This window comes from Hydrogenophaga sp. RAC07 (genome assembly GCF_001713375.1).
Taxonomy (GTDB): domain Bacteria; phylum Pseudomonadota; class Gammaproteobacteria; order Burkholderiales; family Burkholderiaceae_C; genus Hydrogenophaga.
Genome location: NZ_CP016449.1, coordinates 2,897,669 through 2,910,933 on the forward strand (window position 1 = coordinate 2,897,669; position 13,265 = coordinate 2,910,933).

At 63.4% G+C, this 13,265-nt stretch carries 12 protein-coding genes; all 12 read left to right on the top strand.

Going from position 1 to position 13,265, the window contains the following annotated elements; all coding sequences use genetic code 11:
- The first annotated feature begins 1 nt into the window (after window position 1).
- Window positions 2–1,168: an acyl-CoA dehydrogenase family protein gene (locus BSY239_RS13505; RefSeq protein ID WP_056278207.1), complete on the top strand. Its 1,167-nt coding sequence runs from the start codon at window positions 2–4 to the stop codon at window positions 1,166–1,168.
- 81 nt (window positions 1,169–1,249) lie between these two features.
- Window positions 1,250–2,416, top strand: coding sequence for an acyl-CoA dehydrogenase family protein (locus tag BSY239_RS13510; RefSeq protein WP_056278211.1), 1,167 nt, complete (start codon window positions 1,250–1,252; stop codon window positions 2,414–2,416).
- Window positions 2,413–3,582, top strand: a complete 1,170-nt coding sequence (locus BSY239_RS13515; RefSeq protein ID WP_069047285.1) for an acyl-CoA dehydrogenase family protein — start codon at window positions 2,413–2,415, stop codon at window positions 3,580–3,582. Before BSY239_RS13510 ends, BSY239_RS13515 begins: the two co-directional genes overlap by 4 nt.
- A complete protein-coding gene (locus BSY239_RS13520; RefSeq protein WP_008905469.1) occupies window positions 3,579–3,986 on the top strand; it encodes a Zn-ribbon domain-containing OB-fold protein in 408 nt (135 codons plus the stop codon). Before BSY239_RS13515 ends, BSY239_RS13520 begins: the two co-directional genes overlap by 4 nt.
- A gap of 61 nt (window positions 3,987–4,047) precedes the next feature.
- Entirely contained in the window at window positions 4,048–5,205 is a 1,158-nt protein-coding gene (locus BSY239_RS13525; RefSeq protein WP_069047286.1) for a thiolase, read from the top strand.
- A gap of 31 nt (window positions 5,206–5,236) precedes the next feature.
- A complete protein-coding gene (locus BSY239_RS13530; RefSeq protein WP_069047287.1) occupies window positions 5,237–6,157 on the top strand; it encodes an SDR family oxidoreductase in 921 nt (306 codons plus the stop codon).
- An 11-nt stretch (window positions 6,158–6,168) separates the two neighbouring features.
- Window positions 6,169–7,026 carry a MaoC/PaaZ C-terminal domain-containing protein gene (locus BSY239_RS13535; RefSeq protein ID WP_008905466.1) on the top strand — a complete coding sequence of 286 codons (858 nt, stop codon included), beginning with the start codon at window positions 6,169–6,171 and terminating at the stop codon, window positions 7,024–7,026.
- A gap of 57 nt (window positions 7,027–7,083) precedes the next feature.
- On the top strand, window positions 7,084–7,887 hold the full coding sequence (locus tag BSY239_RS13540) for an enoyl-CoA hydratase/isomerase family protein (protein ID WP_069047288.1): 804 nt from the start codon (window positions 7,084–7,086) through the stop codon (window positions 7,885–7,887).
- A 67-nt stretch (window positions 7,888–7,954) separates the two neighbouring features.
- Complete coding sequence (locus BSY239_RS13545; RefSeq protein ID WP_008905464.1) at window positions 7,955–9,121, top strand: acyl-CoA dehydrogenase family protein; 1,167 nt, start codon at window positions 7,955–7,957, stop codon at window positions 9,119–9,121.
- Window positions 9,122–9,130: 9 nt separating this feature from the next.
- Window positions 9,131–10,348 carry a CaiB/BaiF CoA transferase family protein gene (locus tag BSY239_RS13550; protein WP_069047289.1) on the top strand — a complete coding sequence of 406 codons (1,218 nt, stop codon included), beginning with the start codon at window positions 9,131–9,133 and terminating at the stop codon, window positions 10,346–10,348.
- Between the two features lie 189 nt (window positions 10,349–10,537).
- On the top strand, window positions 10,538–11,335 hold the full coding sequence (locus BSY239_RS13555; protein ID WP_008905462.1) for an ABC transporter ATP-binding protein: 798 nt from the start codon (window positions 10,538–10,540) through the stop codon (window positions 11,333–11,335).
- Window positions 11,322–13,265, top strand: coding sequence for an AMP-dependent synthetase/ligase (locus BSY239_RS13560; RefSeq protein ID WP_069047290.1), 1,944 nt, complete (start codon window positions 11,322–11,324; stop codon window positions 13,263–13,265). Before BSY239_RS13555 ends, BSY239_RS13560 begins: the two co-directional genes overlap by 14 nt.

The following is a 13,265-nucleotide window of genomic DNA, read 5'->3' on the forward strand; positions in this document are numbered from 1 at the left end:
CATGGATTTCGCCCACAACCAGGAACATGAAGCGATACGCGAAGCAATCGGCAAAATCTGCGCTCGCTTTGACGACAGCTACTGGCTCGAACGGGACCGGCTGGGCGGCTTTCCGCATGAGCTGCACCGCGCTCTAGCCGACGGCGGCTGGCTCGGCGTTTGTCTGCCACAGGAATATGGCGGCGTCGGACTGGGCATCAGTGAAGCGACCGTGATGATGCAGACCATCTCACAGTCGGGTGCGGGGCTGTCTGGCGCATCGGCGGTGCACATGAACATTTTCGGCTTGCAGCCCGTGGCGGTGTTTGGCAACGAGGAGCAGAAACGCCGCATGCTGCCTCCGCTGATCCAGGGCAAGGAGAAGGCCTGCTTCGCCGTCACCGAGCCCAACACCGGCCTGAACACCACCCGTCTGAAAACCCGCGCCGAACGGGCAGGCGACCACTATGTGCTGTCTGGCCAGAAGGTCTGGATATCGACCGCCCAGGTGGCAGAGAAGATGCTCATTCTGGCGCGCACCACTCCGATCGAGGACTGCAAGAAACCGACCTTCGGCCTGAGCCTGTTCTACACCGACCTCGACCGCAGTTTTGTCGAGGTGCGCGAAATCGAAAAGATGGGACGCAAATCGGTCGACTCGAACGAACTCTTCATCGACGGCTTGCGCGTGCCGGTAGGAGACCGCATCGGCGAAGAAGGCCGCGGCTTTGAGTACATCCTGCATGGCATGAACCCGGAGCGGGTGCTGATCGCGGGCGAGGCCGTCGGCCTGGGTCGGGCGGCGCTGCAGGTAGCCGTCAAGTACGCCCGCGAGCGCGTGGTCTTTGACCGGCCCATCGGGCAGAACCAGTCTATCCAGCATCCGCTGGCGCAATCATGGATGGAGCTTGAGGCCGCTGAAATGATGGCGATGCGCGCGGCCTGGAAATACGACAACAGCCTGCCCTGCGGCGCCGACGCAAATGCTGCCAAGTACATGGCGGCCGAGGCTGGTTTCAACGCCTGCCAGCGCGCCATGGCCACGCTGGGCGGCTATGGCTATGCCAAGGAATACCACGTCGAGCGTTATCTGCGCGAAATGATGATTCCGCGCATCGCGCCGATCAGCCCGCAACTCATCCTGTGCTTCATCGCTGAGAAGGTGCTGGGCCTGCCTAAATCCTATTGACATTCACGAGCTCGCGACCGATTTTCTTCCCGCTGAGGCCAGCAATACCCAATTTTTACCCAGGCCAGCACCCACCCCATCATGACTACCACCCACGACAGCGAACGCGCTGAACAACTGACCATGCTGCGCGAAAGCGCGCTAAGTTTCGTCACCAAAGAATCACCACTCAACCGTGCCCGCGCCCTGCGCCAACAGGTGCCGGGCTACGACCGCCGCTTCTGGAGCGCCCTGGCCGAGCAGGGCTGGACCGGGCTGCTGGTGCCCGAACAATTGGGCGGCTACGCCCAGGGTTTCGCTGAGATGGCCGAGGTGGCGGCCGCCCTGGCTTCTCAGGTCGCGCCCGAACCGGTGGTGCCGGTGCTGGTGTTTGCCGGCCGGCTGCTGTCCCATGTGGGTGCCACCGAGCTATCGATGCGTCTCTTGACCGAACTCGCCGAGGGTCGCACGCTACCCGCCGTGGCCTGGCAGGAAGATGTAACCGGCGCGAAAGACCAGCCCGGTCTGGCCGCGACCCGGCTGGAGCGCCAGGGCGACTCCCTGCTGATACATGGCTACAAGCGCCATGTACGCCCCGGTGCCGGGGCCGACGGCTACATCGTCAGCGCCACCAACCCACAAGGTCTGGTCCTGGTGTGGGTGCCGGCAGATGCATCCGGCCTTACCCTGTCGAGCCAGCCGCTGGCCGACGGCAGCTATGCAGCACAGCTCAACTTGAACAGCGTTCGCCTGCCCGCCAGCCACCTGCTGGCCGAAGGGGCCGCCGCCGCGGCCGCGCTGACCCGCGCCTACGACGAAACCCTGGTACTGGCCAGCGTTGAACTGCTGGCCCTTGTGCGCAGCATGCTGACCATGACACAAGACTACCTGCGAACGCGGATCCAGTTCGGCAAGCCGATAGGCAGCTTCCAGTCACTGCAGCACCGCACTGTGGACCTGTTGATTCAGCAGGAACTGACTGCCAGCGTGGTGACGCAGGCTCTGGCCCTGCTAGATGACCCGGCCGCCGACGCCAGCGCGCGCTCTGCCCTGGCAAGCCGCGTCAAGTCGCGCGCGTCGGATGCGGGGCTGCAGGTGGCGCGGGAGGCGGTGCAACTGCACGGCGCCATCGGCGTCACCGACGAATACGACCTGGGCCTGTATCTGCAGCGTGCTCTGGTGTTGGCCGCCTGGCTGGGCAATGGCAACCAGCAGCGCCGCCGCTACGCCAACCTCACCCAAAACGCCACCGCGCAGGAGCACGCATGAACACCACCGCCTCCAGGGCCACCGACTGGAATGCACTCGACAACGCCAGCTTCCGCGCCGCCCTGCGCGAATTTTTTGAAAAACATTTCCCCAGCGAATGGCGCTACCCGCAACGGCGCCTGCGCTGGTCCGAAATCGGCCCTTGGTACCTGAAGCTGTCGGAAAGAGGCTGGGTCGCGCCGAGCTGGCCCACGCAGTACGGCGGCATGGGCCTGAGCCCCGAGAAACTCATCATCTTCATCGAAGAGCAGGAGCGCTGGGGCGTGGCGCGCGCGCCCGACATGGGCATCACCATGGTCGGCCCGCTGCTGATCAACCACGGCAACCAGACCCAGCGCGCCTACTACCTGCCCAAAATCATTGCCGGCGAGCACATCTGGTGCCAGGGTTACTCGGAACCCAATTCGGGCTCCGACCTGGCCAGCCTGCGCACCGAAGCGGTGGTCGACGGCGACGACTTCATCGTCAACGGGCAAAAGACCTGGACCACGCTGGCGCAGGACGCCACCCACATCTTCCTGCTGGTGCGCACCGACAAAACGGCCAAGAAGCAGGAAGGCATCAGTTTCCTGCTGGCCGACATGAAAACGCCGGGCATCACGGTGCGCCCCATCCGCAACATCGCGGGCAGCGAAGACTTCTGCGAGGTCTTCCTGGAAAACGTGCGCGTGCCGCGCAGCAACATCGTGGGCGAGCTCAACAAGGGCTGGACCATCGCCAAGGCGCTGCTCGGCTTCGAACGCATCTTCCTGGGCAGCCCCAAACAAAGCCAGTACGCGCTGGCGCGCGTGCAGGAAGCCGCGCAGCGGCTCGGCCTGTTCGAAGACACCGGCTTCGTGGACCGCTACACCAAGCTGGCGCTGGACGTGGCCGACCTGGGCGCGCTCTATGGCCGCTTCATCGAGCAGGTCAAACGTGGCGAAACCCTGGGCCCCGATGTCTCCATGCTCAAGCTGTTCGGCACCGAAACCTATTCGCGCCTGGCCGACCTGCTGGTCGATGTCATGGGATCGAGTGGTGGCACGCCCGGATCCACCGCCCTGCCCGGTGGCAAAACCGATGCGTTGACCAGCTTCTACAACGCGCGCCCAGCCACCATCTACGGCGGCAGCAACGAGGTGCAACGCAACATCCTGGCTGCCAGCGTGCTGAAGCTGCCGTCATGAGCGCATCGGGCTATCCGGCATTTGACGGCCCCGGCCCGGATGCTCAGTTCGTGCAGGCGCTGGCGCAAGGCCGCTTTCAGATCCAGCACTGCATGGCCTGCGGCCAGCATGTGTTTTATCCGCGCGCGCTGTGCACCCATTGCGGCTCGGCCCAGCTCGACTGGATTGAACCCAGCGGGGTCGGCTGCGTCTATTCCAGCACCACGGTGCGCCGCAAGCCGCAAGCCGGTGGCGACTACAACGTGGCGCTGGTGGACCTGGCCGAAGGGCCGCGGCTGATGTCGCGCATCGATGGCATTGCGCCTGACCAGGTGCGCATCGGCATGCGCGTGCAGGCGCGCGTGATCGACGATCCGGCCAAGGGCAAGTTGCTGGTCTTCTTCCCCGCGGGCGCCACACCATGAGCGCCGCGTCGGGCCGTTCCCAAGCAAGCTCGCACCGCAGTGCGCAGCACGAAGGTCCTCCATGAGCACCACATCTCCCCTGCGCGGCGCGGCCGCCATCGTGGGTGCCAGCCTGGGCGGCGTGCCCATGACCCCCGGTCGCAGCGCGCTCGAAATTCTGGGCGAAGCGGTGCACGGCGCGCTGGCCGATGCCGGCTTGAAGCTGTCCGATGTCGATGGCCTGTTCACCGGCTCGTCCTACCACTTCCTCGCCGGTTTGTCGGTGGCCGAATATCTGGGCATCCATCCCAAGTTTTGCGAATCCACCATGGTCGGCGGCTCGTCTTATGTGGGCCACCTTCTCACCGCTGCCATGGCGTTGCACACCGGCCAGTGCGAGGTAGCGCTGATCTGCTACGGCAGCAACCAGGGCTCGGGCTTTGGCAAGCTCAAGTCGATGGCCGAAACGCCCTTGTACGAAGCGCCCTACGAGCCGCGCTACCCGATCTCCAGCTACGCCCTGGCCGCAGCGCGCCACATGCACCAGTACGGCACCACGCGCGAGGACCTGGCGCACATCGCGGTGGCGGCGCGCCAGTGGGCGCAACTCAATCCGCTGGCCTACGCGCGCGATCCGCTCAGCATCGAACAGGTGCTGGCTTCGCGCCTGGTGAGCGATCCGCTGTCGGTGCTCGATTGCTGCCTGGTCACCGACGGCGGCGGCGCCCTGGTGCTGGTGCGCAGCGAGCGGGCGAAAGACTTTCCCAAACCACCGGTCTATGTGCTGGGCGCGGCCGCCGCCACCTGGCACCGCCAGATCGGCTCCATGCCCGACCTGACGGTCACCGCCGCCGCCGAGTCGGGGCCGCGCGCCTTCGCCATGGCCGGACTGGCACCGAAGGACGTGGACGTGCTGGAGTTGTACGACGCCTTCACCATCAACACGCTGCTGTTCCTCGAAGACCTGGGCTTTTGCGCCAAGGGCGAAGGCGGCGCTTTCGTGCGCAACGGGCGCATCGCGCCGGGCGGCGCATTGCCGGTCAACACCAATGGTGGCGGCCTGTCGTGTTGTCACCCGGGCATGTACGGCATGTTCCTGCTAATCGAAGCGGTGCAGCAACTGCGCGCCGAGGCCGGCGCGCGCCAGGTGCCAAATGCGCAGATCGCCCTGTGCCACGGCAACGGCGGCGTTCTCTCAAGCCAGGTGACGGCCCTGCTGGGCACGGCCGCCACCGTCTGATTTTTTTACATCAACAACCAGGAGTCATTTCATGAACAAAGGCATCATGCTGCAAGACAAAGTCGCCGTGGTCACCGGCGCGGGCCGGGGCATCGGCCGCGACATCGCACTGATGATGGCGGCGCAAGGCGCCAAGGTGGTGGTCAACGACATCGGCGCCTCGGTCGGCGGCGAAGGCAATGACGCCAGCCACGGCCAGCAGGTGGTCAACGAGATCAAGGCCGCTGGCGGCCAGGCCATTCTCAGCACCGACAGCGTCTCGACCTGGCCCACGGCCAACCGCATCATCGAATGCGCGGCCGACACCTTCGGGCGCATCGACATCGTCGTCAACAACGCCGGCATCCTGCGCGACCGCTTGTTCTTCAACATGTCGCCCGAGGAGTGGAGCGCCGTCATCGACGTGCACCTCAACGGCAGCTTCTTCACCTCGCGCGCCGCCGCGCCACATTTCAAGACGCAGAAGTCGGGCGCCTATGTGCACATGACTTCCACGTCCGGCCTGATCGGCAATCTGGGCCAGGCCAACTACGCCGCTGCCAAGCTGGGCATCGTGGCCATGTCGCGCCACATCGCCGGCGACATGCAACGCTACAACGTGCGTTCCAACTGCATCTCGCCGTTCGCCTGGAGCCGCATGATCGGCGCCATCCCCACCGACACACCCGAGCAACAGGCACGCGTGGAAAAACTGAAAAAACTCGGTACCGAGCAGATTGCGCCCATGGCCACCTTCCTGGCCAGCGATGCTGCAGCCGACGTCACGGCCCAGATCTTCGCCGTGCGCGGCAACGAGATTTTCCTCATGAGCCAGTCGCGCCCGATCCGCGGCATGCACACCGCCGAGGGCTGGACACCCGAGACCATCGCCGAGCGCGTGTTGCCCGCCATGAAGCAGAACTTCTATCCGCTGGAGAGCTCGAACATCGTGTTCTCCTGGGATCCCGTCTGACGTCATCTGCCATGGCGATCAACTACGAGAAACTGATGGCATGGCCGTTCGAGGACGTTCGCCATCGCTACACCCAGCGCGACACCATGCTCTACGCATTGGGCGTGGGCCTGGGCACCGACCCGACCAACGAGACCGAGCTGCGCTTTGTCTATGAAAAGAACCTGCTGGCGCTGCCCACTCTGCCGGTGGTGCTGGGCTATCCCGGCATGTGGCTCAAGGACCCGGCCACCGGCGTTGACTGGGTGCGGCTGGTGCATGGCGAACAGGGCTTGCGCCTGCACCGGCCGGTGCCGCCCGAGGGTGAAGTGATCGGGCGCACGCGGGTGAGCCAGATCATCGACAAGGGGCCGGACAAGGGGGCTCTGATCTACACCGAGCGCACGGTGACGGACGCCACCAGCGGCGAACTGCTGGCCACGCTGACCTCGACCACCTTCTGCCGCGCCGACGGTGGCTTTGGCGGCCCGGCCGGGCCGGTCAAAACCGTGCATGAGCTGCCCACGCGCGCGCCTGATCACAGCGACGATTTCGCCACCCAGCCGCGTGCCGCGCTGATCTACCGCCTCTCGGGCGACTACAACCCGCTGCACGCCGAACCCGCGGTGGCAAGCGCCGCTGGTTTCAAGCAGCCCATCCTGCACGGCCTGGCCACCTACGGCATCGCCGGCTGGGCACTCACCCAGCGCGTCTGCGGCGGCGACCCGAGCGCCCTGCAGTCGCTGGATGTGCGTTTTTCGTCACCCGTTTACCCCGGCGAAACGATACGCACCGAGCTCTGGGTGGATGGCAAGGTCGTTTCCTTTCGCGCCCGCGCCGTCGAACGCGACATCGTCGTGCTGAACAACGGACGCGCCGAGCTGCGCTGACCGTCCTTTGCCTTTCATTTTCGTTTTCGTTTTCAATTTTTTTCAAGGAGCCTCAACATGAACTACGCTGACTTTCAATTCCTCAAGTTCGACCACAAGCCCAACGGCGTGCTGGTCATCACCATCAACCGCCCCGAGGTCATGAATGCCACCAATGGCCGGCTGCACTGGGAGCTGACCAAGATCTGGGGCGTGGTCACTGACGATGCCAAGACCAAGGTGGCGGTCATCACCGGCGCGGGCGACCAGGCCTTCTCGGCCGGCGGCGACCTGGAATGGGTGGCCGGCATGGTCGGCAACCCGAAGGAAATCGCCAACACCATGACCGAGGCTTCGGACGTGGTCTACAACATGATGGCCTGCGACAAGCCCATCATCTCGGCCATCAACGGCGTGGCCGTCGGTGCCGGTCTGGCAGTCGCCTTCCTGGCCGACATCAGCATCATGGCCGAGGAGGCCAAGATTACCGACGGCCATGTCAAGATCGGCGTCGCCGCCGGCGACCACGCAGCCATTCTGTGGCCGCTGCTGTGCGGCATGGCCAAGGCCAAGTACTACCTGATGACGGCCGAGTTCGTGAACGGCAAGGAAGCCGAGCGCATCGGTCTGGTCAGCCTGTGCGTGCCGCGCGCCGAGCTGATGGACAAGGCCATGGCCGTGGCCAACAAACTGGCCAATGGCAGCCAGCAGGCGATCCGCTTCACCAAGCGCTCGCTCAACGGCTGGATGAACGTGGCGCGCCCGATCTTCGAGAGCTCGCTGGCGATGGAAATGCTGTGCTTCCTGGGCGAAGACGCCAAGGAGGGCGTGGCCTCGGTGCGCGAGAAGCGCGCGCCCGAGTTCCCCTCGGCCCAGAACTGATTGAGTTCGCTCCTTCTCCCTCTCGGGGAAGGAGCCTGAATTTCCCAAGTACACAGGAGAACACCCCATGGATTTCGCGCTGACCCAAGAACAACGGATGATCTACGAGTACGGCGACCGTATCTCGAAGCAGTTCGACCACAATTACTGGCGCGGCTACGCCAACAAGAACGAACGCCCCACCGAGTTGTACGAGCAGATCACCAACGACGGTTTTCTCGGCATCATGGTGCCCGAAGCCTATGGCGGTGCCGGCCAGGGCATGACCGAGATGCTGCTGTTCATGGAGGGACTGGCCAACAACGGCATTCCGCTGCTGAACCTGGTGGTCGGACCGACCATGACCATGGGTCTGCTGGCCAAGCACGCCAGCGAGGACATGAAGCGCCGCTTTCTGCCGGGCGGCTGCACCGGCGACATCAAGTTCTGCTTCGCCATCACCGAACCGAACGCCGGCTCGAACTCGATCGAGATCACCAGCATCGCCAAGTCCGACGGCAAGGGCGGCTTCAAGCTCAACGGCCAGAAGGTCTTCATCACCGACGCCAACTGCGCCGACTACGCCATGGTCGTGACCCGCACCACAGCGCGCGCTGACGTGAAAAAGAAAACCGACGGCTTCACCATCTTCATGGTCGACATGAAGAAAAAAGGCATCAGCAAGACGCTGATTGAAGTTGCCTTCCCGGTGCCCGAAACACAATGGCAACTGTTCTTCGACAACGTGGAGCTCACCGAGGCCGATGTGCTGGGCGAAGTCGGCAAAGGCTTCAACATCCTGTTCGACACGCTCAACCCCGAGCGCATCATCCTCTCTGGCTTGTGTACCGGTGTCGGGCGCTTCGCCTTGAAGAAGGCGGTGGCCTACGCCAACGACCGCAAGGTGTTCAACAACACCCCCATCGGCGCCTACCAGGGCGTTCAGCACCCGCTCGCGATAGCCCGCAGCGAGATCGAGATGGCCTCGCTGATGGCGCTCAAGGCCGCCTGGGCCTTCGACCAGGGTCTGCCTGCCGGGGAGTTTGCCAACATCGCCAAGTACGCGGGTGCCGAAGCCGGCATCCATGCCGTTGACGCGGCCATCCAGACCCATGGCGGCAACGGTTTCACCAAGGAATACGGCATTTACGACTTGTACGGTCTGGTGCGGCTGCTGCGCACGGCTCCGTTGAACCGCGAGCTGGTGTTGAACTACATCGCGGAGCATGTGATGGGCCTGCCGCGCTCCTATTGACAGGCCACCATGGGTAACAGCGCTCCCCTGCCCGCCTTTGGTGCCCTGGCCGGCCTGAAGGTGATTGACCTCTCACGCGTGCTCGGTGGCCCGTACTGTGGACAGATTTTGGCCGACCACGGCGCGCAGGTCATCAAGGTCGAGCCGCCCGCTGGCGACGAGACCCGCGCCTGGGGCCCACCCTTTGCCGACGACGGCACGGCGGCCTACTACAACGGCCTGAACCGCAACAAGCGCGACATCGTGATCGACCTGTCCAAGCCCGAAGGGCGCGAGATCGTTCTCAAGCTGCTGGCGGACGCCGACGTGCTGATCGAGAACTTCAAGATCGGCACGCTGGAGCGCTGGGGCATCGGCTATGAACAAACGCTGCGCGAGCGCTTCCCGCGCCTGATCCACTGCCGGGTCAGCGGCTTCGGCGCCGATGGGCCGCTCGGCGGCGCGCCTGGCTACGACGCGGTGGCGCAGGCACTGGGCGGCCTGATGAGCGTCAACGGCACGCCGGACACCGGCCCGCTGCGGGTCGGTGTCCCGGTGGTCGACATCACCACCGGCCTGTCGGCCGTGATAGGCGTGCTACTGGCGGTGATCGAGCGGCAGCGCTCCGGGCGAGGGCAGTTCGTCGAGGCCACGCTGTACGACACCGCCGTGTCGCTGCTGCATCCGCAAAGTGCAAACTGGTTGCAGTCGGGCCAGACACCCAGGCTCAGCGGCAATGCGCACTCCAACATCGTGCCCTACGACAAGTTTCCGACCCGGACCTGCGAGGTCTTCCTGGGCATCGGCAACAACGGGCAGTGGAAAAAACTGTGCGAGTTCCTCGGCCATCCCGACATGGCCAGCGAGCCGCGCTTTGCCACCAACGCCGAGCGTTTTCGCCATCGCGACGAACTGCGTGCCTTGCTAGAGGCGCAGTTGCAAGAGGTGGATGGCGAACAGCTGTGCCGTGACCTACTGGCCGCCGGTATTCCGGCCGGCGCCGTCAGGGCCATTCCGCAGGTATTGACGGACCCCCACACCCTGCATCGGGACATGGTGGTGCAGGTCGAGGGTGTGCCTGGCATCGGCATCCCGGTCAAGCTGTCACGCACACCGGGGCGCGCCCACAGCGCGCCGCCGCGCTTCGGCCAACATACACGTGAGCTGCTGACGGAGCACGGCTACGGCGCCGCCACCATTGATGCCCTGATCGCACGGGGAAGCATCGTAGAACACGTTGCGACATGAACTCCGCGTGCCAGAGATTAGGGCAAACCCCATATACCTAACTAATGTTAGGTGCAACAATGAAAAACTTTTATGCAGAACAGAAAATCGGATCGGCAAGCTGTGCACAGGCAGTTGGTCGACCGTGCTATGTCATAGGCACCCTCAGTGATAAACACCATCAATACCAAAGAGCAGCGGCCAACTCCGATGAAAGCCAGCAACGCGGCGGCAGTGCCCGCCCTCGAATGCCGAGGGCTGGAGCGGCGATTCGGCGGCCTCGTCGCGTTGAAGGATGCCAATTTGCGCATTGAGCGTGGAGAGATCTTCGGCTTGGTTGGCCCCAACGGCAGCGGCAAGACGACCATGACCAACGCCATCACCGGCTTCTTTCCACCCCAAGTCGGCAGCATATGGCTCAATGGCCGCGACATCACCGGCATGGCGCCGCACAAGGTCGCAGCTCTGGGCGTCGCGCGCACGTTCCAGAACCTGGCGCTCTTCAACGGCATGAGCGTGCTTGACAACATCCTGCTGGGGCGTCACATCCACATGAAGCCCGGCGTGGCAAAAACCGCCCTCTACTGGTGGCTGGGTCGCAAGGATGAGATGGCGAGCCGGCTCAAGGTCGAAGAGATTATCGATTTCCTGCAGCTGCAGAGCGTGCGCGACGAGCTGGTGGACAGCATTCCGATCGGACTGAAAAAGCGCGTCGAACTGGCACGCGCGTTGGTGGCCGAACCCAGCTTTCTGGTTCTCGACGAACCGATGGCTGGCATGAACCAGGAGGAAAAGGAATACATGGCCCGTTTTATCCTCGATGCGCGTGCCGAGCGCAATGTCACTGTGCTGCTGATCGAGCACCACATGGATGTGATCACCGGCATCTGCGACCGCATGATGGTGCTCAGCTATGGTGAAACCATCGGAACCGGTATTCCTGCCGACGTGATGAAGGATGAACGTGTGATCAAGGCCTACCTGGGGGGTGCGCATGCAAAGCACTGAAACCAATGCTGCCGAGGGCAGCAACACCACATGGGATATGGGCACCGACACCACCCTCATCCACATTCTGGCTCGCAACGCCGAGTTGCTGGGCAATCGCGTGGCCATGCGCGAAAAGCACCTGGGAATATGGCAGGAGACCACCTGGTCGCAGATGCTGGATACCACGCTCGCCTGCGCGGCCGGCATGGAAAGCCTGGGTTTTAGCGCAGAGGATGCCTTGCTGGTCCTGGGCGACAACCGACCCCGGCTCTACATGGGCATGCTCGCGGCCGGCGTGCTGGGCGGCTACGCGATGCCCGTCTACTCTACTGCAACACCCGACGAAATCCGTCACTTCATGCATGAGACGCATGTCCGCTTTGTCCTGGCAGAAGACCAGGAGCAAGTCGACAAGGTGCTTGATCTGGGCGATCAGGGTGCAACGATCAAGAACATCATTTACGACGAGCCACGCGGCTTGACCAACTATTCGAATCCCGGACTGATTTCGTGGGAAAAGTTGCAGGCCATCGGTGCAGATCGCTTGCGTGCCGAGCCGAAACTGCGAAATGCCTTGATCGAACGGGCGCTGCCCGACGGACCGGCGGTGTTCGTGCACTCGTCGGGGACCACGGGCAAGCCGAAGGGCGTGGTACTGAGCCACCGCAATTTCCTCGCGGGGGTGCGCAACGCCCATCGCGGGGGCGCCTTCACATTTGGCGAGACCATCCTCGCCTATCTGCCCATGGCCTGGGTGGGCGACTTTGCCATCACGGTCGGCGCCGGTGTTGCGCTGCACTTCACCATCAATATCCCCGAACGCCAGGAAACGGTGCTGCACGACCTGCGCGAGGTGGCTCCCACTTTCTATCTGGCGGCACCCCGCAGCTGGGACAACATGCTGACCACCATCCAGGTTCGCATGGAGGATTCGACGCCGCTCAAGAAATGGCTCTACGATGTTTTCATGAACTCGGCGCTGGCGTCCGAACGACGCAAGCTCGAGGGAAAACAGCCCAGCCTGACAGAGCGTCTGAAGCGGCAACTGGGAGAGTGGTTGATCTTCGGACCGATCAAGGACCAGTTGGGCCTCACCCGCCTGCGAGGTGCTTTCACCGGCGGCGAGGCCATTGGCGAAGACACTTTTGTTTTTTACCGCGCACTGGGCGTGAAATTGCGACAGTTTTATGGTCAAACTGAAAGCAGCGCCTTCACTGCCTTGCAGGACACCGAAGAAGTACGCCTGCACACGGTCGGCAAACCGCTGCCCGGTGTGGAAGTCAAGATCGGCGACAACGGAGAGGTCTTGATTCGCTCCGGGAGCGTGTTTTCCGGTTACTACAAACTTGAAAATGCCACCCGTGAAGCACTTGAGGACGGCTGGCTGCACACGGGCGATGCAGGTTATATCGAGCCTGATGGACACATGGTGGTGCTCGGACGGTTGTCGGAGGTGGTGTATACCTCCAAAGGCGAACGCTACATTCCGAACTACATTGAGAACCGCCTCAAATTCAGTCCGTACATCAAGGATGTGGCCGTGCTCGGGAGCGGCCGCGACACGCTGGCGGCCATCATCTGCATCGACATGGAGCCGGTGGGCCATTGGGCTGAGGTACGGGGCATTTCCTACATGTCCTATGCCGACCTGTCGCAAAAACCCGAGGTGATCGAACTGGTCACGGCAGCGGTCAAGCGCGTCAACAGCATCCTGCCAGACGGGTTGAAACTGCATCACTTCGTGTCCTTACACAAGGAGTTCGACCCAGACGACGGAGAGGTCACGCGAACCCGCAAGCTGCGCCGCAACGTGGTCGAGGAGCGTTATGCGCCCATCATAGATGCGATCTACGGCGGCCAGCAGACGGTCACGATGAAGGCGCAGATCACGTATGAATCCGGTGAAGTCGGCACCATCGAGCGCCAACTCTCGGTGCAGGAGATTTAA